Origin of the sequence: Novosphingobium resinovorum (assembly GCF_001742225.1) — a bacterium.
Classification (GTDB): domain Bacteria; phylum Pseudomonadota; class Alphaproteobacteria; order Sphingomonadales; family Sphingomonadaceae; genus Novosphingobium; species Novosphingobium resinovorum_A.
Genome location: NZ_CP017075.1, coordinates 80,907 through 104,411, shown reverse-complemented (window position 1 = coordinate 104,411; position 23,505 = coordinate 80,907). Strand labels below are relative to the sequence as shown.

General features: G+C 67.6%; 17 protein-coding genes. 6 read left to right on the top strand and 11 right to left on the bottom strand.

The features are described 5' to 3' along the window. Positions 1-2: 2 nt before the first annotated feature. The 9 genes from BES08_RS00360 to BES08_RS00320 form a co-directional block, all read right to left on the bottom strand. Positions 3-2,552, bottom strand: a complete 2,550-nt coding sequence (locus BES08_RS00360; protein ID WP_069707373.1) for a TonB-dependent receptor plug domain-containing protein — start codon at positions 2,550-2,552, stop codon at positions 3-5. A gap of 179 nt (positions 2,553-2,731) precedes the next feature. Next, positions 2,732-3,670, bottom strand: a complete 939-nt coding sequence (locus tag BES08_RS00355; RefSeq protein WP_069707372.1) for an ABC transporter substrate-binding protein — start codon at positions 3,668-3,670, stop codon at positions 2,732-2,734. Between the two features lie 3 nt (positions 3,671-3,673). After that, entirely contained in the window at positions 3,674-4,534 is an 861-nt protein-coding gene (locus tag BES08_RS00350) for a TauD/TfdA dioxygenase family protein (RefSeq protein ID WP_069707371.1), read from the bottom strand. A 24-nt stretch (positions 4,535-4,558) separates the two neighbouring features. Beyond that, the gene (locus BES08_RS00345; protein ID WP_069707370.1) at positions 4,559-5,893 is read right to left on the bottom strand and encodes an LLM class flavin-dependent oxidoreductase; all 1,335 of its coding nucleotides are present in this window, start codon (positions 5,891-5,893) and stop codon (positions 4,559-4,561) included. A gap of 256 nt (positions 5,894-6,149) precedes the next feature. Further along, entirely contained in the window at positions 6,150-7,238 is a 1,089-nt protein-coding gene (locus BES08_RS00340; protein ID WP_069707369.1) for an LLM class flavin-dependent oxidoreductase, read from the bottom strand. Positions 7,239-7,261: 23 nt separating this feature from the next. Beyond that, complete coding sequence (locus BES08_RS00335; protein ID WP_069707368.1) at positions 7,262-8,500, bottom strand: rhodanese-like domain-containing protein; 1,239 nt, start codon at positions 8,498-8,500, stop codon at positions 7,262-7,264. Next, positions 8,497-9,129, bottom strand: a complete 633-nt coding sequence (locus tag BES08_RS00330; RefSeq protein WP_069707367.1) for a cysteine dioxygenase family protein — start codon at positions 9,127-9,129, stop codon at positions 8,497-8,499. Before BES08_RS00330 ends, BES08_RS00335 begins: the two co-directional genes overlap by 4 nt. Continuing rightward, the gene (locus BES08_RS00325; RefSeq protein WP_008829005.1) at positions 9,126-9,920 is read right to left on the bottom strand and encodes an ABC transporter ATP-binding protein; all 795 of its coding nucleotides are present in this window, start codon (positions 9,918-9,920) and stop codon (positions 9,126-9,128) included. Before BES08_RS00325 ends, BES08_RS00330 begins: the two co-directional genes overlap by 4 nt. A gap of 38 nt (positions 9,921-9,958) precedes the next feature. Further along, positions 9,959-10,741 carry an ABC transporter permease gene (locus tag BES08_RS00320; RefSeq protein ID WP_069707366.1) on the bottom strand — a complete coding sequence of 261 codons (783 nt, stop codon included), beginning with the start codon at positions 10,739-10,741 and terminating at the stop codon, positions 9,959-9,961. 291 nt (positions 10,742-11,032) lie between these two features. On the opposite strand from BES08_RS00320, the gene BES08_RS00315 reads away from it, so the two are divergent. Both BES08_RS00315 and BES08_RS00310 read left to right on the top strand, forming a co-directional pair. Next, positions 11,033-11,872 carry a LysR substrate-binding domain-containing protein gene (locus BES08_RS00315; RefSeq protein WP_069709091.1) on the top strand — a complete coding sequence of 280 codons (840 nt, stop codon included), beginning with the start codon at positions 11,033-11,035 and terminating at the stop codon, positions 11,870-11,872. Between the two features lie 104 nt (positions 11,873-11,976). After that, positions 11,977-12,642, top strand: coding sequence for a peroxiredoxin-like family protein (locus BES08_RS00310; RefSeq protein ID WP_008829002.1), 666 nt, complete (start codon positions 11,977-11,979; stop codon positions 12,640-12,642). A gap of 7 nt (positions 12,643-12,649) precedes the next feature. Here the strand turns inward: BES08_RS00310 and BES08_RS00305 are convergent, their stop codons facing one another. Then, positions 12,650-14,014 carry an FAD/NAD(P)-binding protein gene (locus tag BES08_RS00305; protein WP_069709090.1) on the bottom strand — a complete coding sequence of 455 codons (1,365 nt, stop codon included), beginning with the start codon at positions 14,012-14,014 and terminating at the stop codon, positions 12,650-12,652. A gap of 167 nt (positions 14,015-14,181) precedes the next feature. Here BES08_RS00305 and BES08_RS00300 point away from each other — a divergent pair, with 167 nt between their 5' ends. After that, positions 14,182-16,677, top strand: a complete 2,496-nt coding sequence (locus BES08_RS00300; RefSeq protein ID WP_069707365.1) for a putative bifunctional diguanylate cyclase/phosphodiesterase — start codon at positions 14,182-14,184, stop codon at positions 16,675-16,677. Between the two features lie 4 nt (positions 16,678-16,681). On the opposite strand, the gene BES08_RS00295 is transcribed toward BES08_RS00300, so the two are convergent. Continuing rightward, complete coding sequence (locus BES08_RS00295) at positions 16,682-17,758, bottom strand: LacI family DNA-binding transcriptional regulator (protein WP_008828999.1); 1,077 nt, start codon at positions 17,756-17,758, stop codon at positions 16,682-16,684. Between the two features lie 968 nt (positions 17,759-18,726). Between BES08_RS00295 and BES08_RS00290 the strand changes: the two genes are divergently transcribed. From BES08_RS00290 to BES08_RS00280, 3 genes are all read left to right on the top strand, one after another. Then, the gene (locus BES08_RS00290; protein WP_069707364.1) at positions 18,727-20,298 is read left to right on the top strand and encodes an aldehyde dehydrogenase (NADP(+)); all 1,572 of its coding nucleotides are present in this window, start codon (positions 18,727-18,729) and stop codon (positions 20,296-20,298) included. Positions 20,299-20,400: 102 nt separating this feature from the next. Then, the gene (locus BES08_RS00285) at positions 20,401-21,984 is read left to right on the top strand and encodes an EAL domain-containing protein (protein WP_069707363.1); all 1,584 of its coding nucleotides are present in this window, start codon (positions 20,401-20,403) and stop codon (positions 21,982-21,984) included. An 84-nt stretch (positions 21,985-22,068) separates the two neighbouring features. After that, positions 22,069-23,505 (top strand): hypothetical protein, encoded by a 1,437-nt coding sequence (locus BES08_RS00280; protein ID WP_156799744.1) that lies wholly within the window; start codon positions 22,069-22,071, stop codon positions 23,503-23,505.

Genomic DNA, 23,505 nt, shown 5'->3' with positions numbered 1-23,505 from the left:
AGTCAGAATTTCAGGCCGATCCGCGCATACCAGAACCCGCCGTTGAGGCCAAAGGGCGCAAAGCCGCCGTATTGCCCCGAACCATCCCAGGCGATCGCGCCGTTCTTGTCGGGGCGCACGTTGAACAGGTTGTTCGCGCCTACCGCCAGGTCGAGCGCCTCGGTGAACTGGTAGCCGACCTCCGCATCGGTCACCCACTTCGCCCCGAACGTCCGGTCCGATGCGGCGACGTTGCTGGACTCGGTGTACTGCCCGAAGCGCGTCGCGCGCAGCAGCGCCTTGACCGGGCCGGACGACCAGTTGCTCGTCAGCACCACTTTACTGCGCGGCAGTGCCACGACAAGGTCGCGCTGTGCCTGCCGCCCGAACAGCGTGACGTTGAGGCTGCTCAGCTCAGCCGGATTGTCGATGACGTGCAGGATCTTCGTGCGACTGTAGCTGTAGGCGGCACTCAGGCGAAACGTGCCGAGCGCGGCCGTGTCCAGCGTATACTCGCCCACCACGTCGATGCCGCGCGTGCGCGTATCGATCGCATTGGTAAAGAACTGCGCGCTGTCGACATCGTCCACGCCGTTCGCCTCCAGGATCGCCTTCACCGCCGAGCCGCCGTTGGAGGCCGTGGCGAGGAACTCGGTCTTCACGATGCGGTCGTCGATGCGGATCTGGTAGGCGTCCACCGTCAGGCGCAGCGGGCCGTTCTCGTAAGTCAGGCCGGCGGTGAAGTTCAGCGACTTCTCCGGCTTGAGCGGCTTGGCACCCAGCGCCTGTGCCGCGACGGAGTTGACCGGAAGGAACTTGGAGGTAGTCGAGACACGCTCATCGCCGATGACGGTGACGGTGTTCTGCGTCGTCGAGAACCCGGTCTGCGCCAGCGACGGCGCGCGGAAGCCGGTGTTGACGCCGCCGCGCACCGCCAGCCCCGGCGCCAGTTCGATACGGGTGCTGGCCTTGGCGCTGAAGGTGTTCCCGGCGCTGTCCGAATAGTGCTCGAACCGCCCGGCGAGACCCACGAACCAGCCCGGCGTCACGTCGGTCGCAAGATCGAGATAGGCGGCGAGGTTGTTCCGCGAAAGGCTCGTCGCGTCAGCGGGCGAGGTTCCGGTAAACGAGACGAGGCCCGGCGACGGCGAGCGGCCCGCATAGAGGTCTCCGAACGCGGAGCCATCGTCGGGGATCACGTAGCCGCCGTCGCGGTAGCTGTCGGGCTCGCCCGCGACGTTCTGGAAGCGCTCCCAGCGGTGCTCGACACCGAAGGCGACGTTGAGCGGCTTGGCGAAACCGACCTCGAACTCGCGGCTGACGTCAATGTTGTTGACCCACAGGTCCTGCTTCTGGCGGCCCATGAAGAAGTCGGCCTTGCTGTCCGGCCCGAGCGAGGGGTTAAGCGTGTTCTCCGCCCCCAGCTTCACCGCATCACGGCCGTAGCTGGTGGACAGGTCGACCGCCCAGCCCGCCAGCTGCGTGCGCAGGCCGAGAGCCGCCTGCCAGTCCCACTCCCAGATGCGCCGATAGGCCTGGAAGCCCGCTGGATAGAGGTCCGGCAGCACTGACGAGCCCTGCGCATTCGCCTGCCCGCCGTAGCCCGTCGGCGACGCCACGTATGCGCCGCGCGCGTCCTTGATGTTGCGATAGCTCAGCGTCGAGAACGAATAGAGCGTCGTGTCATCACCCAGCGGCAGTTCGGCGTTGTAGCTGGTGTTGACGATCTTGTCCCGGTTCGAGCGGCCATAACCGCCGGCGATGACGTGATCGGCATCGGCCTCACGCGGGTCGGGCTGGCCGTTCACGAGCGGGTAGACGTAGGGGATTGCCTCGGCGACGGACTTGGCACGGTCGTGGTACTTGGCCTCCGCCGCGATCCGCACGAAGCCGCCGTCGCCGATCCCTGCGCCGTAGGAACCCGCGACCTGGTAGAGATCGCCGCCGCCCTCGTACTGCTGCCCGCCGGTGAGCGAGATGTCGCCGCCCTGCTTCGTATTGTCGAGGATGATGTTGATGACGCCGGAAATCGCGTCCGAGCCGTACTGGGCCGCAGCGCCGTCACGCAGGACCTCGATACGGCCGACGGCGCTGGTCGGGATGAGGTCGATGTCCACCGGCGTGGAGCCGCCCGAAACGCGCGAAAGGTTGTTGATCAGCGAAGTCGTGTGACGCCGCTTGCCGTTGACGAGGACGAGCACATAGTCACCCGAGAGCCCCCGGATCGCGATCGGACGGACGCTCGCGGACGTACCGCCGCCACCGAGTGCCGGCATCGTCAGCGAGGGGATGATATTGCCGAGGATTTCCTTGAGGCCGGTGCGTCCCGTGGACTTCAGTTCGGCCGGGCCGATGACATCGACGGGAACCGGGCTGTCGGCGACCGAGCGCTGACTGTGCCCGCGCGCGCCGGTAACGATGATGGCGCTACCCTCGGCGGCGTCGGCAGCTTCCGCGGCGGCATCCGCAGTCGCCACCGGGATCGCCACGGAGGGCGCCTCGTCAGCATGCGCCACGCCGAAAGGAACGAACGATACGCTGGCGGCAAGCGCGGCGGACTTGAGAATTTTCACCTGGAATGGCCCCTGAACTTGTGGTCTGTCCGGAGCTTCATGACATGTCTACTGATTTAGTAGAAATTGTGATCTCTTATGGGTTCTCAAGTTTTTCTTGATACAGCGTCGATCAGGCCGAATGCAGTGAACCCGCCGCAGCTGGAGCCGGGGCGGGTTCAATGCAGATAAGCCAATGCTTACCCCACCGGCGCGAAGGCAGCCGCCAGCGAACGCTCGCCCTTGACCTCTCCGAACTGGCGGAAGGTATCGAGCACCACCTGCTGCCGGTCGATCACGCCCTGATCGATCGGCACCGGCAGACGAGCACCGCGCCCCGCGAATTCCTTCGCGATCGGCAGGGGCAGGCCCGTCTCGGCGGCGAGGACCTTGGCGAATTCGTCGACGTGGGTGCTGGCCCACTGCAGCGCCTTGCCCTCGCGCTTGAGGAAGTCGTCGAGCAGCGGGCGCTTGGCCTTGATCGCGCTTTCGGGGGCGATGTCGAAGCCGTACCCTTGCGAGAAGCCGCGCCCGTCGATGGCGATGCGGTTGCCCTCCGCGAGCGCTGCCGCGACGTAGGGCTGCCACGTCGACCAGCCGTCCACCGCTCCGGTCTGCAGGGCGGCGCGCGCGTCGCTGGGGGAAAGGAAGGTGATCGTCACGTCCTTCGCGCCAAGGCCCGCCGCCGCCATCGCCCGCAGCACCAGATAGTGCCCGACGCTACCGCGCCCGGTGGCGATGCGCTTGCCCTTGAGGTCCTTGGGGCCGTGGATGGTCGATGCCTTGGGCACGATCAGCGCCAGCGCGCCCTCGGTGCGTTCCTGCGTGGTCTGCGCGCCGATCGCCTTGATCGGACTGCCCGCCTGATAGGCGAACTGGAACGGCGCGTCGCCCACCAGCCCCACGTCCACCGCCCCGCTGCCGAGCGCTTCGAGCAGGTTCTGGGCGGCCGGGAATTCCGACCACTCGACCTTGTACGGCGCCCCGTCGAGCGCGCCGGAGGCCAGCATCAGCGCCTTGGTGCCGCCCTTCTGGCTGCCCACGCGCAGCAGTCCGGTGTCGGAAGCCCCGCCCCGGCCGCATGCGGCCAGAGCGAGGCTGGTGGTCAGTCCTGCAAGCAGGTTACGTCTGTCGAGCATCAATCAGAGATCCGTCCACAAGGGTTCGTCTGCAATCAGGATACGGTGCAGTTCGCGCGGGAAATCGCCGTAGTTGCGCACCGCGAAGTGCACGCTGGCACGGTTGTCCCAGAACGCCACGGTGCCGGGCCGCCACGAGAAGCGCGCCTGCACGTCGGGCCGCTTGTACTGGCGCAGCACTTCTTCCAGCAATTCGCGGCTCTCGGACAGTTCGACGCCCAGGATCTGCGGCTGCTGCGAGAAGTTGACCCACAGGATCTTCTGCCCCGTCTCGCGGTGGGTGCGCACGATCTTGTGCGCCACAATGGGGTATTCGTGGCCCGAGAGTTCCAGCGCGGGCACGAAGTTGTGCGTCACGTGCTTGCCTTCGAGGCGCTGCTTCAGCTCCTCGGGCAGCGTTTCGTAGGCAAGCGCGGCGTCCACCCAGATCGTGTCGCCGCCCACTTCGGGCAGGTTCACGTCGCGCAGTACCGCGCCCCAGGTCGGGACCAGACGCCAGCTGGTGTCGGAGTGATAGGCCTCGCCCGGCTTGACCTTGTAGCCCAGCTTCTTCTCGTACTCGCGGTCATGCTTGGCGGCGATCGCGTGGACTTCCTTGTTCGCCGCGTCGTGCTGCGTGGTCGGGTGCGTGTAGAGCGGGCCGAAGTTCGCCGCGAAAGCCGCCTGCTGCGCGTCATCGATGGATTGGTCGCGGAAGAACACGACCTTCCACTTGAGCACCGCAGCGCGGATCGCCGCGCGCAATTCGTCGGTCAGCGGTTTGGACAGATCGACGCCCTCGATCTCGGCGCCGATCGTCGGCTGCACGGGACGGATGACGAGGCCCGCGTTGGCGGTATCGAACGTGGAAGCGGAAGTAGCCACTGTCTTATCTCCTCTCTTCTCGTTTCAGGCGGCCGAGCGGGTCAGGCGCGCGGCGGTATTGCGGTTGACGGGCACGTCGAGGCCCAAGTTCTCGCGGAAGGTTTTCCCTGCGTAGTCCTGCTTGTAGATCCCGCGCTGCTGCAGGATCGGCACGACCTGATCGACGAAGACCTCCAGCTGGCCGGGCAGCGATTCGAACAGGTTGAAGCCGTCCGAACCCCGCTTCTCCAGCCACAGCTGGAAGCGATCGGCGAGTTGCTCGGGCGTGCCCACGAAACCGCCCTTGGGCGTCGCCACCCGAAGCGCAATCTGGCCCAGCGTCAGGCCCTGCGCAGCGGCGGCAAGCACCTTTTCCGACGCGCTCTGGTTGCTCTTGCGGCCTTCCTCGGCGACATGCGCCGGGAAGGCGCCATCGGGATCGTACTGGCTGAAGTTGTGGTCGTTGAACGAGCGGCCCAGTGCCCGCAGCGCGTTCTCCAGGCTGACGAGGCCCGCCAGTTCGCCGTGCAGGCGCTCGGCCTCCTCCTCGGTCGAGCCGACCACCGGCCGCGCGCCGGGCAGGATGAACAGTTTCTCCGGATCGCGTCCGAAACCGCGCGCCCGCGCCTTCAGGTCTGCGTAGAACGCCTGACCCTCGGCCAGATCCTCCTGATGGGTGAAGATCGCCTCGGCATGACGCGCGGCGAACGTGCGGCCGTCCTCGGACGAGCCCGCCTGGAAGATCACCGGCTGCCCCTGCGGCGAGCGCGAGATGTTCAGTGGCCCCTTCACCGACAGGAACTCGCCCTTGTGGCCCAGTTCGTGCAGCTTGTCGGCGTTGAGGAACTGGCCGCTGGCTTTGTCGCGCACCAGTGCGTCGTCTTCCCAGCTGTCCCACAGGCCCTTGACGACATCGAGGTATTCGTCGGCGAGGCGATAGCGCTCGGCATGGCCGAGGTGCTCGGCCTTGCCGTAGTTGTCGGCGCTGCCGGCCAGCCACGATGTGACCACGTTCCACCCCGCACGCCCGCCGCTCAGATGATCGAGCGAGGCGAACTGGCGGGCGAGGTTGAACGGCTCGTTGTAGCTGACGGTCGAGGTGGCGACGAGGCCGATCCTGTCAGTCACCGCCGCGACGGCGGAGAGGATCGTCAGCGGCTCGAAGCGGTTGAGGTAGTGCGGCGAGGAGCGCGCGTTGATCGAGACGCTGTCCGCCACGAACAGGTAGTCGAACTTGCCGCGCTCCGCCGCCTGCGCCTGCCGCACGTAGAACGGCAGGCTGGTGCTGGCGTCCACTTGCGCATCGGGGTGGCGCCAGTCGTCCCAGCCGGGGCCGACGCCGTGCAGGATGAAGCCGAGCTTGAGCTGTCTGTCTGCCATGTCAATTCCTCCTATGTCGTGAGGTCAGGCTATGCGGCGGGAGCGGGACGGACCAACGCGATTGGCTGATGTGAAAGTGAGTTGTGCCAATGGGTTTATGCGGCGAGGTCGCGCCTGCCCCTTCGACAAGCTCAGGGTGAGCGGGGTGGGAGTAAACCGCCAGAGCCACCCAAGCTGGGCGTACTGATAGCTATCTCCAAAACCCGCTCAGGCTGAGCTTGTCGAAGCCCCATCGCCCACATTCACGCCAGCCGGTTCACCCCGCCAGCGCGACCTTGCGCTGATCCCGCTCGGCCACCTTCTCGCGCACCAGCGGGATCAGGTCGCGGCCATAGTCGATCGCGTCTGCCAGCGGCTCGAAGCCACGGATCAGGAAGTGGTCGATGCCGATGTCGTAGTATTCCAGCAGCGCGTCGGCGACCTGCTCGGGCGTGCCGACGAGGCCGGTGGAATTGCCCGCAGCGCCGGTCAGCGCAGCAACGCCCGTCCACAGGCGCGAGTCGCGGCGTCCCGAAGCGGCGGTTTCCAGCAGGCGCAGCGAACCCGCATTGGGCGGACGGTGGCCCGACGTCGGCAGACCCGCCGCCTCGCGGTTGGCGCGCACCTGCTCGACGATGGCGTCGGCCTTCTTCCAGGCGGCTTCCTCGGTATCGGCGATCACCGGGCGCAGCGAGAGCGAGAAACCGGGCGAGCGGTTATGCTGCGCGGCGGCGTGACGCACAGTGCGCACCGCCTCGCCGACCTGCTCCAGCGTCTCGCCCCAGAGCGCGTAGACGTCGGCATGACGGCCCGCGACTTCGATCGCCTCGGGCGAGGAGCCGCCGAAGAACACCGGCAGGTTGTCCGGCTTGATCGCCGCGAAGGCGCCGCGCGCCTGGTAGAAGCGGCCCGAATGGTCGAACGGCTGCGCCGAATTCCATTCGCGCTGCAGGATATCGAGGTATTCGTCGGTGCGGGCATAGCGTTCGGCCTTGGTGGTGCCGACATCGCCGTCGCGCGCCATTTCCTCGTCGGCGCCGCCGGTGATGATGTGCACCGCTACGCGCCCGCCGGAAAGCTGATCGAGCGTCGCCAGCTGGCGCGCCGCGAGCGTCGGCTGCGTGAAGCCCGGGCGGTGCGCGACAAGGAAGCCCAGCTTGCTGGTGATCGCCGCCGCATGGGCCGCGACGATCTGGCTTTCGGGCGAGGCCGAGCCGAACGGGATCAGCACGCGGTCGAAGCCGCCCCGCTCCTGCTCGATCGCGGCGGCGTCCACATATTCCCGGTCGAGCACGCGCGAGCGGGTGGCGTTGTGGATTTCCGAGGTGTCGTTGAAGCCGATGTAGCCGATGAACTTGACAGTCATTGCGGTAAACTCCGGTTATGATTTTAGATGACGAAGAAGCCGTGGGTGCCGTCGCGCTGAAGCTGCGCGACAAGGCCGTATTCCCAGTCGAGGTAGGCCTGCATGGCGGCCTTGGGATTGTCGGTGCCCTCGTAAGGGCGCTTGTAGCGGCCCTCGGGTCCGCGCGGCGTGGGGGCGCCGTCGGGGCCAGTTTCGAGCGGGCCAGTTTCAAGGGCGGTGAAGTCGGCTTCCAGCACCAGCACTTCCCAGCCCAGCTGCGCTAGCCACGACGCGGTCATGTCCGCACGCGGGCCGAGGTCGTCGGCAAGGACGATGCGCGCGCCGCGCACGGGGGCGAAGTGGTCGGTCTCCTGCACCAGCTGGCCGCCGGGGGCATTGCGGAAGCCCGGAAGGTGCCCGGCGGCGTAGACGTCCGGCTGGCGCACGTCGAAGCGGTAGAGGGTGCGGTGCGTCTCGGCCTCGATGCCGGCAAGCTGCGCGGCGTCGATGCGGCGCACCCCGGCGCGGTAGGCAACTTCGCGGGCGCGGGCTCGGGCTTCGTCGACATCGCCGCCGAGTTCGACGCTCTCCTGCCGCCCGTGCTCCAGCTGCTGCCCTGCGAGGGTCCAGCCGATGGTGCCGTTGCGCAGCGCGAAGACGCGATTGGGCAGCCCCGCATTGATGAGCGACTGCGCGCCGATCAGGCTGCGGGTGCGGCCCGCGCAGTTGACGATGATCGTGGTGTCCGGGTCGGGCGCGGCGACCGGCGCGCGCAGCACCAGTTCGGCGCCCGGCACGCTGCGGCCGCCGGGGATGCTCATCGTCGCGTATTCGTCGAAGCGGCGCGCGTCGAGGATGGCGATGTCGGCCTTCTCGTCGATCAGCGCCTGCACGTCCTCGGCCGGAAGCGAGGGCGTGCCGCGCCGGTGCTCGACGAGTTCGCCGAAGGCCTTGGAGTAGGAATTGACGTCCTCGAACAGCTCGTAGCCCGCGTCGCGCCAGCCCTGCAGGCCGCCGTCCAGCAGATCGACGCGGGTGAACCCCAGCCCGCGCAGTTCCTCGACCGCGAAGGGGGCAAGCCCTTCGCCGTCATCGTAGACGACGACCTGCACATCCTTGCGCGGCAGGCGCCACTCGGCCTCGGCAGCGATGCGCGCCAGCGGGATCTGCGCGGCGAACAGCGGGTGGCCAGCGGCGAAGGGATGCTCGTCGCGCACGTCGATCAGCGCGATTTCGCTGCGGGCCAGAAGCGCGCTGCGGACCTGATAGGGGGTGACGGTCATGCTTTCCTCGAAATATCCCAGAGGTTGGCCCAAAGATTAGGCAACGTGGTGTTGGCGTAGCCGGAGATGAACGGCCGCTCCTCGCCGCTGGCGCGGTAAGTGGCGCGTTCGACGGCACCGATGTTGGCGCCGTAGACATGGATCGAAATGGAGGTTCGATCGGACTGCCCGTTCTCGACGCGGTGGATATCCCCCTCGCGCGGGTCGATCGCCTCGATCTCGCCGGGGTGGAGCGTGCGGGTCGCCCCGTACTGCACCAGGGCGCCGTCATGATCGCTGTGATGGAAGCTCTGCACCCTCTCGGTGCCGCTCAGTACGCCTACGAGGCCCCAGACACGGTGGTCGTGGATCGGCGTCGCCTGCCCAGGCCCCCAGACGAAGGACACCACACTAAACCGCTCGGCGCTGTCGCAGTGGAGCAGGTATTGCTGGTAGCGTTCGGGGTGCGGCCGGGCGTATTCCTCCGGCAGCCAGTCGTCTTGCGCGACCAGATCCGCCAGCAGGCCCCCGCCATCGCGCAGAATCCGGTCGAGATCGTCCGTATCGTCAAGCAAGCCGGCGAAGTCGGTGACGAACCGGCGCAGCGGCGACAGGTCCGTGGCGGTCGCTATCGGGGCGAACGCATTCACGGGCGCGCTCCGGCATGCAGCGCGACGATCTCCCCGGCAGGCCGTTCCTCGACCAGACCGCCCAGTGCATCGAGCAGGCGCTTGCGCAACGGCGCCGCCACGGTCGCACGCTCGGGGCCGCGCGAAGCAGTGATCCGCTCCTGCGCAACGATTTTTCCGCCGTCGAGCAGGACAATGCGGTCAGCGAGCGCGATGGCTTCGTCGACGTCATGCGTCACCATCAGCACCGCCGGGCGATGACGACGCCACAGCGACAGCACCAGTTCGTGCATCCTGAGGCGGGTCAGGGCGTCGAGTGCGGCGAAGGGTTCGTCGAGCAGCAGCAATTGCGGCTCACGCACCAGCGCACGGGCAAGGGCCACGCGCTGCGCTTCGCCGCCCGAAAGCGTCAGCGGCCAGGCTTCGAGACGGTGGCCGAGGCCGACTTCCTGCAGCGCCTCTTCCGCCAGTTGGCGCGCATTACCGCGCTTGAGGCCGAGGGCGACGTTGCGCCAGACTTTCTTCCACGGCAGCAGGCGGGCGTCCTGGAACACCACGGCGCGCGAACCGGGGATGGTCACGTCCTGCCCTTCTACCGGATCGAGGCCGGCCAGCGTGCGCAGCAGGGTGGTCTTGCCCGAGCCGGAACGACCGAGGAGGATGACGAACTCGCCCGCCGCGATCTGCAGGTTCAGGCCCGAAATGATGGTGTTGTCGCCAAAGCGGCGGGTGAAATCGCGCAGACTGACGACGGGTTCGGACGTCACGGCGGGCGCGGCGGGCGAGGTAAAGTGATTCAGGCGAGCATCCACGGCAGGGTCCTTTCGGGGAGCGGGTTCACGCAGCAGGTTCATTGGGAAACGATGGAGGGGCGCCAGACGAGCGCGCGGCTCTCGACCGCGCGGACCAGTCCGTCGGCGGCAAGGCCCAGCACGGCGTAGACCATCAGGCACACCAGGATGATGTCCGTGCGCATGAAGTCACGCGCGTTGTTGATGAGGTAGCCGAGGCCCGCAGTGGCGTTGATCTGCTCCGCCACGACCAGCACCAGCACCGAGACCGAGAGCGAATAACGCAGGCCCACCAGCAGCGCAGGCAGCGCGCCGGGCAGGATTACATGCCAGACCTGCGCTGCGCGGCTGAGGCCCAGGCTGCGCGCGCCTTCGAGCAGGCGCACGTCGATCCCGCGGATACCGCCGTAAAGGTTGAGGTAGACCGGGAAGATCGAGGCGAAGGCGATCAGCGCAATCTTGGGCGTCTCGCCGATACCGAACCAGACGATGAACAGCGGCGTCAGCGCCAGCGTCGGGATCGTACGCTTGATCTGCATGAGCGGATCGACCGCGACCTCGCCCTGCCGCGACAGCCCGGCGACGAGCGCCAGCACAATCCCGGTGGTCACGCCGATCGCCAGGCCCGCGATGATCCGCAGGAAGGAAACGGCGAGGTTGTCGGTCAGTTCGCCCGACACCGTCATCGCCCAGAGCGTCGCCAGCACCTGCGAAGGCGCCGCGAGGGTCCGCTCGGGAATAAGGCCGGACCCGGAACCGGCCTCGAGCACCGCCAGCAGCAACAGCGGCGAGAGCCAGCGGGCAGAACCCAGCGAGCGGGCCAATCGGGTGAATGGGGACATGGACGAAGTGCCTCGTGTGGTCATGACCCGAAACTGGCACCTGAATGTCTACCAATTCAATGGAGAATGTTGTGCCGACCTATCAGCAACGCTCATAATGGCGCCTCGAAACGCTCATCCGACGCCCGGACGTGCGGAAAACCGGGCCGAAAGCAGAAAAAGGGCATGGGGACAGAATTGCTTGCCTCACCTAAATCTCTACTATTTTGATTGAGAATAAGTCATAACGCATGGATGCATGCAGGCCATCATACGAATCCTGGCCATCACACGAATCTTGAAAGCCCGCCGATGCCCGTGAATCTCCCGACAAACCTTCTGCGCAGCTTCGTTGCGATCGTCGATACCGGCTCGATGCTTCATGCTTCGGAGCGGGTTTTCGTAAGCCAGTCGGCGCTCAGCCTCCAGATCAAGCGACTCGAAGAGCTGCTGCAACAGTCGCTGTTTCACCGTGAGGGACGCCGCCTTGCGCTGACGGCGCACGGCGACCTGATGCTCGACTATGCACGCAAGGTGCTCGCCCTGCATGACGAAGCGGTCGCGGCGGTCACCGCCGGGCATTTCGCCGGGCCGGCGCGGATCGGCATGGTACAGGATTTCGCGGAACTGCTCCTGACCGGCCTCCTCGCCCAGTTCGCGGATTTGCACCCGGAGGCCGAACTTTACTCGCGGGTTGCGGGCACGGCGGAACTCCTCGACCTGCTGCAGCGGCGGCAACTCGACATCGTGCTGGGATTTGCCGCGCCGAATGACGGCAATGCGGTGACCACCGCGCCCATGTCGTGGTTCGGCAAGGAGGAACTGGCCGCGCACGAGACGATCCCCCTAGCCGTGCTGGAGACGCCCTGCCGCTTCCGGGAAGCGGCGATCCGCGCGCTGGAGGATGCCGGGCGCCCGTTCCGCATCACCGTGGAGACGCCCAATCTCACCACCTTGCGCGCGGCGGTGGATGCGGGGCTCGGCCTTACCTGCCGCACCGGGATGTTCCTGCGCGACGCGCCGCTGGGAGACGTCGGCCTGCCCTCGCTGCCGCATGTCTCCTGTGTGCTGCATACCGCGCCCGGGCTCGACGGGCCAACCCACCAGCTTGCCACACTGGCGCGCGAGGTGGTCGCCGGGCTTCCCAACTGATGGCGCTGCTTATTCGATAATCTCAAGCGGCTCTCAAGGCTTCTCGTTGGTCGCGGTGCCGGGCTTTCCATAGCTTTGGATGCGATCAACGATGAGGCTTACCGATGACCGAAACCCTGAACGACCGCTTCGCCGCGCTGCAGGCCGAACGCGAGCGCACCTGGAGCGCCGAGCAGCTGGAACGCAATGCAGCGCAGCGCCGGGTGCTCGTCGAGCGGCACGATCCGTCCGCGCAACCGAAGGCTGGCGACACCGTCGAACCCTTCACGCTGATCGATCAGGACGGGCGCGAACTGACGCGCGACACGATCCTTGCGGATGGCCCGGCGGTGCTCGTGTTCTTCCGCTTCGGTGGGTGCCCCGCCTGCAACATCGCGCTGCCGTGGTACAACGAGACGCTGCTGCCCGAACTGCGCGCCCGCGGCATTCGCCTGATCGCGGTCAGCGCGCAGATCCCGGTCGACCGGGACCTGATCGCGCGCCATGGCCTGGGCTTCACCGTGGCTTCGGACCCCGGTTATGCGCTCGGCCGCCAACTTGGCATTACCTTCCTGCCTGACGAGCAACCCGCCGTCCCGCACGGCCAGCCGTGGATCGGCGCGACACTGGGAACAGGCAGCTACGAGATCGACCAGCCCGCCATCCTTGCCCTCGCGCCCGACGCGACGGTGCTGTTCTTCGAGGCCAGCCCCGACTGGCTGAGCCGCACCGAGAGCGAGACGATCCTCGCCGCCCTGCCCGCTCGCCAGACCGCCACCACCGGCGCCTGACCTTGCTTCAAAGTCCCTCGCCGCCGACCCAGTGCTCGTCGGCGAGGAACCGGGCAAGGCCCCACACCTGACGCCGGATATCGGGCACGGCGACGATCTCCCAGGCCTCCCCCTTGGTGATCGGCCCGACCGCGAGCAGGCGGTCCTGCGCATTGCCAGCGGCATCGCGCACCCGGCCGAGATGGTCGACGTCCACCCCAAGGCCATGGACATCGCCGCGAACATGTCCCGCCTCGAGCAGATGCGTCAGGACCGGCGCCTCCACCCGGCGCAAGTCGCCGTCCGGCCCGGCGCAGTTGAACACGCGGTCCACCGCGATCGCCTCGATGCCGTCCTGACCACGCGGGCGATAGTGCACCACCGCCTGCCCGCCGGCTTCGTCGGCTCCGCACAGTTTGCCAGCCACGTACTGCAGCCGCCCGGCGCTCTCCATCGCTTCCAGCCGCTGCGCGACCGAGGGGGCGAGGCGGTGGCGGTGAATGTCCCAATATGGCCGCAGATGCCGCAGGAAGCGGGCCTGCGCGGCGGTCGAATGGCGGCGCCAGATGTTCTGGGTGTGGGGTCGCAGAGCATCCACCGCGCCGCGCCAGCCGATCTCCTCCGCCCGGCGCCGCACGGCCCGGACGAGGTCCGCGCCGCGCAGATCGGGGTCGGAAATGGGAACCACCACCGGCCCGCTCTCGGCGTGGGCGAGCGGCTTGAGCCCCCGGCGCGAAAGCACCGTGACCTTGCCGCCGAACCCCGAGCTTTCCAGCGACAGCACCACGTCGGCCGCCGTCAACCCGCTGCCCACCACGAGGACGTGGTCGAGTGCGGCGAGGCCCTCGATCGCCGAGCGATCCCAGGGATCGGGACTGTAGAGGTGCCCCGGCAGCCCCTCCAGCACGCCATGAGGCGCGGGCGGGAAGTTGCCCAGGGCCAGCACCACCCCGCGGCAATCGACGACGTCGCCGTCGGCCAGCCGCACATGTGCCGCGCCATCGCCGAAATCGACCGAGCATGCCTCGCCGTCGATGACCTGCGCGTCGGGACCGGCCTTCGCCAGCGCCTCGACCAGCAGTTCGCGCAAGTAGGTCCCGTAAGTCAGGCGCGGCACGAAGCGGTTCGCCTCGTCGGCGTCGGCGAAATCCATCCAGCGGGCGAAGTGCTTCGCATCGTCGGGGAACGCGCTCATGTTGGAGGCGCGCACGTTGAGCAGATGCTCCGGCCGCCGCGTACCGAACGCCACGCCCTTGGCAAGCTGGGCGGAATTACGCTCGATCAGGGCGACCTTGACGCCGTAGCGCAGCAGGTTGATCGCCAGCAGCGTCCCGCTGAACCCTCCTCCCACGATCGCGATGGGCAGGTCGCGGGCGGCATTGTGACTGATCATGAAAAGATAGGTTCCCGGCAAGCTGATGAGGCTGGCTAACAGGAAATGCCCGCCGCGGGGTATTTTTTGTCCTCATAGATTGCGCCGAATCGCTTCGGCCGGTCGCTGCCGTTAACCATTTCTAGTGACCTTCGGTTTATACGTATGGCCCTGATCAAGGTTGGGGCATGCCGGTTAGGTCGCATCTCGTCTTCGTTTGGCTGCTTCTGGCGGCGCTGTTCTGGTCGTCTTCCGCGCGGGCGGAGATCGTCCGGATGCGCTCCGACGTCTGCTATGCCACCGCGCCGGCGGACTATCCGGTCACTGCCGCCTCGGTCGCGCGGCTGAACTTCGACTGCGCCCGCGTGCCTGACCATCCCGCCTACGCCAAGGGCTGGGCATGGCTGAAGCTGCGCGATCCGCGCATGCTGTCCGGCCTGCCTTCGGGCTGGCTCCTGATGACCGACCAGAGCCGGTTCGAGCGCATGACCATGCTGGTGGTCGATGCTGACGGTCGCACCCGCAGCACCACGATCGCGCCCGGCGCCATCGGCAGCCACTGGGCTCTGGGGGGCATGTTGCGCTTCGCGGTCGATCGGCCCGGCGCGCATGTCCGCGACGTCTACATCGGCTACCGCAACCTCGACGACCTTTCGCTGATGCGCAAACTTTCGGCGATGAGCCCGCAGAGCCTGCTGCGGCTCGAAGGCATCTGGCTGGCGCTGATGGGTGTGTTCGCGGGCGCCATCTTCTCCGCGTTCGCTTACAACCTGCTGATCTACACCGGCCAGCGACTGGTCTTCCAGCGCTGGTATCTCGTGTGGTCGCTGCTGGTCCTCGCCTACGGCCTGACCTGGACCAACGTGCTGGCCTTCGCCTTCCCCGAATATGTCGGCCCGTTCGCGGTGACGACCGACTATCTGCTCGTCGCCGGACTGATCGCGGCGGGGAACATGTTCTTCCTGGCCGTCATCGAGGAAGGCGTGCTGCCGCGCTGGCTGGTGCGGTGGGGGAAGATCTGCGCCTGCCTCAACATGGTGGTCGGCGTTCTCGCCGCCTTCGTCCCCGTCGCTGCGCCGGTCGTGCTGGACCGCTGGCTCAACGTGGTCTTCGTCCTCAGCGCCGCCAGCGTCGGCGTCGGCATAGGCATCGCCCTGCGGGCACGCAGCCGTGTCGTGTGGTTCTACCTTGCCGGGTGGACCCCGGTGCTCTCGGTCTTCGCGCTGCGCGTCAGCCGCAACTTCGGGATCACGGTGCAGGACGACGTGGTCGATATGGCCACTTTCGCCGCGCTCGCGTTCGAATCGATCGCCCTGTCGCTCGCCATCGCCGACCGCTTCCGCCTGCTCGGCAAGGAGCGCGACACGGCCGAGCAGGCCCGCAAGGTCGCCCAGGTCGAGAGCGAGACCTTCCGCCGCGCCGCCCAGACCGACTACCTGACCGGCCTCGGCAACCGCGCCGCCTTCCAGTCCGCGCTGCGCACGATGTGCGAGGATGCCGCACGCTCCCCCTTCATGCTACTGCTGATCGACGTCGATCATCTCAAGCACATCAACGACCGCCTCGGCCATGACGGCGGCGACCTGCTGCTCGGCAAGGTCGGACGGGGCCTCGTGGCCGCAGGTGGTCCGTCCGCGCACGTCTCGCGCATAGGCGGTGACGAGTTCGCGATCCTGCTGCCGTGGGACCCCGTGGCGGAACTGCGCATCCGCCGCGCGCTGGACGAACTGCAGGGTGCGACGCTGACGCACGGCGGCCGCAGCTGGGCCTTGTCGCTCAGCATCGGCCTTGCCTGCTTCCCGCAGGATGCCGCCGAACCCGACGTGCTCGCCAAGAACGCCGACCTCGCGCTCTATCAGGCCAAGCAGGAAGGCCGCCGACGCCTGCTCGACTACGCCCCGCACTTGCGTGAGCAGTTGGACAGCCGGCAGCTGTTCGGACTGGAAGCGCGCCAGGGCATCGAACGCGCCGAATTCTCGCTCCATTACCAGCCCATCGTCGATATCGATACCGGCGCGATCGGATCCTACGAAGCGCTCCTGCGCTGGCAGCACCCGGTCCACGGGCTGATGACACCGGCCGTCTTCGGCGACATGCTGAACGAGCGCAAACTGGGCCTTGCGGTGCAGCAGCACGTGCTGGACATGGGCCTCGCCGCCTTGCGGGACCACCCGGAGCAGATCCCCAAGCTCTCGGTCAACCTGATCGCCGCACAGCTCGACAGCCCCCACGCCGCCGCCCGCCTGCTGGCGCGGATACGCGACTATGGCATCGCGCCCGAACGCCTGTGCATCGAGGTGACCGAGGACTTCGTGCTCGGCCGCGCGGTGGACGAGACCGCCAAGGCGCTCGACCTGCTGCACGAGGCAGGCGTGACGGTGGCGCTCGACGACTTCGGCACCGGCTATGCCTCGCTGATCCATCTCAAGCACCTGCCCTTCGACGTGCTCAAGATCGACCGCTCGTTCACCCTCGGCCTGTTCGACGACGACGGCCAGAGCGAGGCGATCATCCGCGCCATCATCGGGCTTGGGCAGGGCCTCGGCAAGCAGGTCGTGGCCGAGGGCGTCGAGACCGAAGAACAACGCCGCAAGCTGGCGGAGATGGGCTGCAGGCTCGGCCAGGGCTACCTCTTCGCCCGCCCGGCCCCGATCGAGACTTTCGCACCGGCCTGCGCGGCCTGACGCTTCAGGGCGAAGGCGCGGCGTCGGATTCGCGGCGGATCAGTTCGAAGGTCATCCGTGAATGGCGCGGCGCCGGACGGCGTCCCTCGCGGACGGTGCGGATGTCCTCGACCAGTTGCAGCACCGCCGCGCGCGACATGTCGGCGATCGGTTGGCGGATCGTCGTCAGTTCCGGCCAGGTCGTGGTCGCCTGCGGGGCATCGTCGAAGCCGACGACGGTGAGGTCGCGCGGCACGTCCAGCCCCATGCGATGCGCCACCGAGACCGCTGCCGCCGCCATGTCGTCGTTGCTGGCGAAGATCGCGGTCGGCCGCTCGGCCAGTGCCAGCAGCTTCTGCGCCGCGTCGAGGCCTGACCGGTAGGTGAACTGCCCCTCGACCACCAGCGCCGGGTCCGACACCAGCCCTGCCTCCCCCAGCGCATCGAGGTAGCCGTAAAGGCGCAGCGCCGATGCGGTCTGGTCGGGATTGCCGGAGACGAACCCGATCCGTTCGTGCCCCTGCGAAAGCAGGTGCCGCGTCATCGCCGCCGCCGCCGCGCGGTCGTCGATGTTGACGGACGAGAGGAACACCGCAGGCCGCCCCGAAGCCACCGCGACGGCGGGAAGCCCGGCCTCCTGCAGCAACTGGTGCATGTCGTCGGCGTCGCAGAGCGGCGGCGGCAGGATCAGCCCGTCCACCCCGCCGTCGATCAGGCGCCGCACGATTTCGGCGCGCTCTTCCGGGTTGTCGCAAAGCTGCACCACAAGCTGAACGTTGGCCCGGCTCGCCTGGTCGAGGCTACCGACAAGGAATTCGTTGAGATAGCCGGCGCTGGGATTGCTGTAGAGCAGGCCGATGCGGATCTCGCTCGCCGCCGCGAGGTTGCGGGCGGCGGCACTCGGCGAATAGTTCAGCGCCTTGATCGCAGCCTCGACCCGCTCGCGCGTTTCCTCGCGCACGTTGGCCTTGCCGTTCATCACGCGCGACACCGTCATCAGCGAGACCCCCGCCTCGCGCGCCACGTCGGCAATGGTGTTCCCTGCGCGCGAACGGCGCGAGGAGCGCGGGCGCATGGGCGATCCGCCGATATCGTCTGCCATGCGCGCCTCTACTCCCTGCCTGCATCCTCGCTGCTAACGCGCCGGCGGGCCGCTTGCAATGTGATCGATTGATGGCACCGGGCGCGCACGGACCATCCTGTGACGGGCATCTCTGTCGCCAGGCCGTCATCCCGGCGAAGGCTGGGACCGCTGGCCGAGTAAGGCCCAACCCTCGACAGGGCGTTTGAACGATAGTTGGCCGTAACAGGCCAGCGGTCCCAGCTTTCGCTGGGATGACGAGGTTGTGCGTGCAGTTAGCGCACGCGGAAATACCCGCTGGCGAGTGCGGGCCATTACGCCGGGGAAATCAACGCAACCGAAGTGAACATCGGGTCGGCGTCGGGAGCGTCCAAGCTGGGACGCAGGGTTTGGTTTTCCGTGAAGCTCTGGCGAGCGGCCGGGTAACTCACGGTGCAGCCCGGCTCGACCTGTATTCCATCGGAAAGTCCCATGTGGCCGTCGTTAGGGTTCGCATCGTTATCGGCCGAAGGCTATCCGGGATGGCCGTCCCAAGTCCTGCCGTGTGTCGCAGGAACGTATGGACGGCGTTTCCGGTAGCGCAGAGACAGTCCGGGTCTTCGATGGACGCGTGGTTTGCGCGATCGCGGCTGAAACCGCATCCCGGCCCACGACGCCGACCCGATACACCGGAGCGACGTGATCATTCGCCGCTCGGGATGCTGGGCCATATAACCCATGTGGTTATATTTGTCAAGATCGCACAAACGCAACCTCGTCATCCCGGACTTGATCCGGGACCGCTGGCCGTGAACAGCCCACCTCGCGTCAGGGCGCCCCAACGAAAGCGATCGCCTCAAGCACTGCCAGCCGGACAACGAATGTTGGAACTACGACAGGCGATCATTGCGATCCGGGCGAAATCCGATCCGCCATGCGCATTAGGCGCCGCGCCCGGCTTGCGCTTTGACGGCCATCACCATTTCCCACGCTCAGCTAAGGACATCGACATGATCACCGGCGCCATCCTCATCGGCCGCGAAGAAGCGCAGACGCAGGCAAGCTATGCCGCCATCAACCCCGCGACCGGCGCGGCGCTGGAACCGCGCTTCACCACCGCAGGCCTGCCGGAAGTCGAGCGCGCCTGTGCGCTGGCCGACGAGGCCGCGGTCGCCTTCGCCGAACTGGACCCGGAAACCCGCGCTGTCTTCCTCGAAACCATCGCCGACGAGATCGTCGGCATCGGCGAGCCGCTCATCGCGCGCGCCATGGCCGAGACGGGCCTTCCCCGCGCCCGTATCGAGGGCGAGCGGGGCCGCACCGCCGGCCAGCTGCGCCTTTTCGCGCAAGTCCTGCGTGAAGGCAGCTGGGCGGGCCTCACCATCGATCCCGCCCTGCCCGAGCGCGCGCCGCTGCCGCGCCCGGACCTGCGCGTGCGCAAGGTCGCGCTTGGCCCGGTCGTGGTGTTCGGCGCCAGCAACTTCCCCCTCGCCTTCTCGGTCGCGGGCGGAGACACCGCCTCCGCCTTCGCGGCGGGTTGTCCGGTTATCGTCAAGGGTCACTCGGCCCATCCCGGCACCGGCGAACTGGTGGCCCGCGCCATCCAGCGCGCGGTGGCGCTGTGCCATCTGCCCGAGGGCGTGTTCTCCTACCTCCCCGCCACGCGTGAGGCAGGCACCGCGCTGGTCGCCGACCACCGCGTCAAGGCGGTCGGCTTCACCGGATCGCGCCCCGGCGGCATGGCGCTGATGCGCACCGCCGCGGCCCGGCCCGAGCCGATCCCGGTCTATGCCGAGATGAGTTCGATCAACCCGGTCGTGCTGTTCCCCGCCGCCCTCGCCGCGCGTGCCGAAGCGCTGGGCGCGGCCTTCGTCGGCTCGCTGACGATGGGCGCCGGGCAGTTCTGCACCAATCCCGGCCTCGTCATCGCCATCGACGGGCCTGATCTCGATACCTTCCTCGCCTCCGCCTCGGCGGCGATGGGCGGCAGCGCGGCGCAGGACATGCTGACGCCGGGCATCCACTCGGCCTATGTCGAGGGCGTGAGCGCGCTGGCGGGCCACGGCGCTGTAACCACCCTCGCACGCGGCGTCGAGCCGACCGGCCCGCATCAGGCGCAGGGCGCCCTGTTCCGCACCACGGCGGCCGATTTCCTCGCCGATCCGGCGCTGGGCGCGGAAGTCTTCGGCTCCTCCTCGCTGGTCATCACCGTCACCGACATGGCCGAGGCGCTCAAGGTCATCGCCGCCCTCGAAGGCCAGCTCACCGCCACCCTGATCCTCGACGCCGAGGACGAGGCGGAGGCCGCGCTGCTGCTGCCGGTGCTGGAGCGCAAGGTCGGACGCATCCTCGTCAACGGCTGGCCCACCGGCGTCGAAGTGTGCCACGCGATGGTCCACGGCGGCCCGTTCCCCTCGACCTCGGACGGACGGACAACCTCGGTCGGCGCCTCGGCGATCGAGCGCTTCCTGCGCCCGGTGTGCTACCAGAACATGCCTTTCGCGCTGCTCCCCGAGGGCCTTCGCGACGGCAATCCGTGGAACGCCCCGCGCCGCATCGACGGCGTACTGAAGCTGGGTTGAGCGTAGTACCTCCGCTTCGTCATTGCGAAGCCTGCAGGACCGTGGCCCGCTATGTCGGCAAATCCGGGTAGAAGTACGTAGTTTTTCTGACATAGTGTGCCCATGCAGCGGCAGCGGATCGTCTTCATCGCCGGCATTCTTGCCGCTCTTGCGACGATCCTGCCGCTTGCAGCCGCCATCGCTTATGCCCGGCACCGTGCTCTGGAGGCCGAACGCGAGCATCTCGCCGAATACAGCGACTGGACGCTGCGGCGTGCGGAGCGCAATTTCGCGCGCGTGACCGACGTATTCCGCGAACTGCAGGCGGTCGATTGGGACGCCTGCGGAGAGGATCATATCGCGCGGATGCGCAAGCTGGCGGTGGACAACCTCGCGGTGGAGGAAGTCGGCTATTTCCAGGACGGCAAGCTCGCCTGCACCAGTTGGGGCAAGGTGACGAAGCTCGTCGCACACGGAACGCCGGATGCGCGACTGGCCGGCGGCTTCGGCCTCTATCTGAACGTTGCGCCGCAAGTCAGCGCCGGCCATCCGGTCATCGTGGTCGATCGCGGCGACTACAACGCGCTGGTGAGCCACGAACGCTTCGTGGACGTGCTGACCGATACGCCGATGACGGTCGGCATCGCCACGCTTCAAGGCCGCATCATCGCCGTCAACGGCACCGCGCCCGGGGACGTGATGCGCAGGGCCGCGTCCTTGGACGGCTTCGCCCGCGTCGGCGCGCGTATCTTCACTTCCGTGCACGACGGGCATTTCCGCGCCTTTGCCATCACCGACGAAGCCTTTGTCCAGTCCCGCATGGCCCGCGAGTTGTGGGCTCTGGTTCCGCTTGCCCTGCTGACCTCGGCGCTGCTGGTCGCGCTGATCGTGTGGACGTCCCGCCGCAGGCTGACGCCCGAGCGCGCGCTGGAAGACGCCATCCGCCGCCGCGAACTGCACGTGCTCTACCAGCCGATCATGGAGATCGCGACCGGCCTTTGCGTCGGTGCCGAGGCGCTGCTGCGCTGGCAGCGCAGCGACGGCACCAGCGTCTCGCCCGAGGTCTTCATCCCGCTCGCCGAGAAGCACCGCCTGATCGAACCGCTGACCGACATGATGATCGGCTGCGTCGTCGCCGACCTTGCCGACATGCTGCGGCGCGAGCGCAGCGTCCACGTTGCCATCAACATCTCCGCCATCGACATGCAGAGCGGGCGTTTCCTGCCGGTCCTGACGCATGCGCTGGCCGAGGCCGGGGTCGCGCCCCGGCAGGTCTGGCTGGAGGCGACCGAGCGCGGCTTCATGGATGCCGCCGCCGCGCGCGAGACTCTGGAGACGGCGCGTGCGCAGGGCCACATGGTGGCGATCGACGATTTCGGCACCGGCTATTCCAGTCTCGCGCAGCTTGCCGCACTGCCGCTCGACGCACTCAAGATCGACAAGTCCTTCGTCGATGCCATCGGCCGGGAGGCAGCGACCAGCGTGGTCGTCCCGCACGTCATCGAGATCGCCCACGGCCTCAACCTGCTGATCGTCGCCGAGGGGGTCGAGACGCCTGAACAGGAAGCCTACTTGCGCGCCGCCGGGGTCGGCTTCGCGCAAGGCTGGCTCTATGCCAGGGCACTCCCGGCTGGGGAATTCCTCGCGTTCCAGGAAGCGATCAACGGCCGGCGGGTCTCACCGTTCCTGACCTCGCTCGCCGGATGAGGTTCGGGAGAATGGCGGGCGTTCACATCTTGCTTTCCTTTTTACGCTAGGCGCTTCGTGCCGACACGCCGCGCGGAGATTCCAGTGCCCCCTCTTCATCGTCCCAAATCCCTGCTCGCCATGGCCATGCCGCTGCTGCTGGACGTGTCGGTGCCCGCCTCGCGGCTGCCGGCGGTCGTCGCGGCGGCCGCCGTACCGCTGGCCGCGCGCAGCGCCATGGCCGCCGAACCGGCATCGCCCGAGGAGCGGGACCGGCTTTATCCGTTCTACATGCCGATGGACGGCCTGCGCGCGCCTGCCGTCACCTATCGCATCAAGTGCGAAGCCTCGCGCAAGGCGGGGCGCGAGGTCTATCAGGGCCGCAGCCCGGACGGCCCGGTCGAAGGCGGCTACGAACTGGTCTACGAGGCGCAGGACGCGCAAGGCGCTCCTTGCGTCTATCCCTTCGCGCCGTCGCTGCCGCAGATCGGCGGCCCGGTAGAGGGCACGCAGTACATCGTGCGCAGCTCCATCCCCGGCAAACGCGCGGTGTTCCGCACCAGCTACGACTGGGCGACGGTGGACCTGCGCTTGTTCGACGTCGGCGCCCAGCGCGTCCACTTCGAGATGCGCGACGTCGAACTGGACTTCCCCGACGCCATCCAGACCAAGGGCGCGCTCCATCTGGAAGTAACGGAAACTCGCCGCCCCGGCCTGTTCACCGCCGTCCTGCGCCGCGTGAAGATCTACGGCGGCAAGAACGCGCTGTTCGTGCCGAATGGCCAGACGATGCTCTACGCCGAAGACAGCGACATCGCCGGCAACGTCGGCACCAACACCGACCAGGAGCACACCACCTACATCAACGGCACCCTCGTCTCGCATTTCCGCGACACGAAGTTCCATGGCCAGCGCGCCTGGGAGAACTCGGCGAGCGGCCACCAGCTGAAGGACAAGGCATACTTGCGCGTCTACGAGAACGTCACAGTCTCCAACGTGCCGCGAGGGGCGCCTTCGAACTGGCCGCCTTCGGCGATGCCGCTGATCGACGCCTCGGCGTTCGGGTTCACGTGGTCAGACGGGCTGCGCATCGAGCGCGTCGAGCCCGCGCAATCCCCGCGCGATGCCCTCGTCGACCTGCGCAGCGACATCCGCTACGGCGAGCAGGGCAATTATCCCTGGCCGGTGATCGGCTCGCCTGCCTGGCATATGCCGCCTTCGCCGCTCGATGCACTGGACCGGGTCTATCTCTCAGTCTTCCTCAACACCTCGGTTAAGAGCTTCCGCACCGAGCCTTACGTCTTCGCGCTCAGACCGACGGGCACCACGCTCGGCACCGACGGCTCGCACGTCGAGGGCAGCGAGGCGCCCCGCGCACAGCAGCGCTACGTCTCGCTGGCCTTCGGCACCGGCGGCAACCTGCAGCGGGTCTACTCGGGCGAGGGCTGGACCTACTCGGACCCCGATCTCCCCGCCGGGTCGGAATGGGTGCTCGACCGCAGCAAGTTCATCCGCCACGCCCTCGGCCTAATCGGTCGGTAG

Coding starts and splice junctions, on each gene's coding strand:
- BES08_RS00355 (WP_069707372.1), bottom strand. CDS start 3,670: ATGCTCGACAGACGTAACCTGCTTGCAGGACTGACCACCAGCCTCGCT.
- BES08_RS00345 (WP_069707370.1), bottom strand. CDS start 5,893: ATGGCAGACAGACAGCTCAAGCTCGGCTTCATCCTGCACGGCGTCGGC.
- BES08_RS00340 (WP_069707369.1), bottom strand. CDS start 7,238: ATGACTGTCAAGTTCATCGGCTACATCGGCTTCAACGACACCTCGGAA.
- BES08_RS00335 (WP_069707368.1), bottom strand. CDS start 8,500: ATGACCGTCACCCCCTATCAGGTCCGCAGCGCGCTTCTGGCCCGCAGC.
- BES08_RS00320 (WP_069707366.1), bottom strand. CDS start 10,741: ATGTCCCCATTCACCCGATTGGCCCGCTCGCTGGGTTCTGCCCGCTGG.
- BES08_RS00315 (WP_069709091.1), top strand. CDS start 11,033: ATGCCCGTGAATCTCCCGACAAACCTTCTGCGCAGCTTCGTTGCGATC.
- BES08_RS00310 (WP_008829002.1), top strand. CDS start 11,977: ATGACCGAAACCCTGAACGACCGCTTCGCCGCGCTGCAGGCCGAACGC.
- BES08_RS00305 (WP_069709090.1), bottom strand. CDS start 14,014: ATGATCAGTCACAATGCCGCCCGCGACCTGCCCATCGCGATCGTGGGA.
- BES08_RS00300 (WP_069707365.1), top strand. CDS start 14,182: ATGCCGGTTAGGTCGCATCTCGTCTTCGTTTGGCTGCTTCTGGCGGCG.
- BES08_RS00295 (WP_008828999.1), bottom strand. CDS start 17,758: ATGGCAGACGATATCGGCGGATCGCCCATGCGCCCGCGCTCCTCGCGC.
- BES08_RS00290 (WP_069707364.1), top strand. CDS start 18,727: ATGATCACCGGCGCCATCCTCATCGGCCGCGAAGAAGCGCAGACGCAG.
- BES08_RS00285 (WP_069707363.1), top strand. CDS start 20,401: ATGCAGCGGCAGCGGATCGTCTTCATCGCCGGCATTCTTGCCGCTCTT.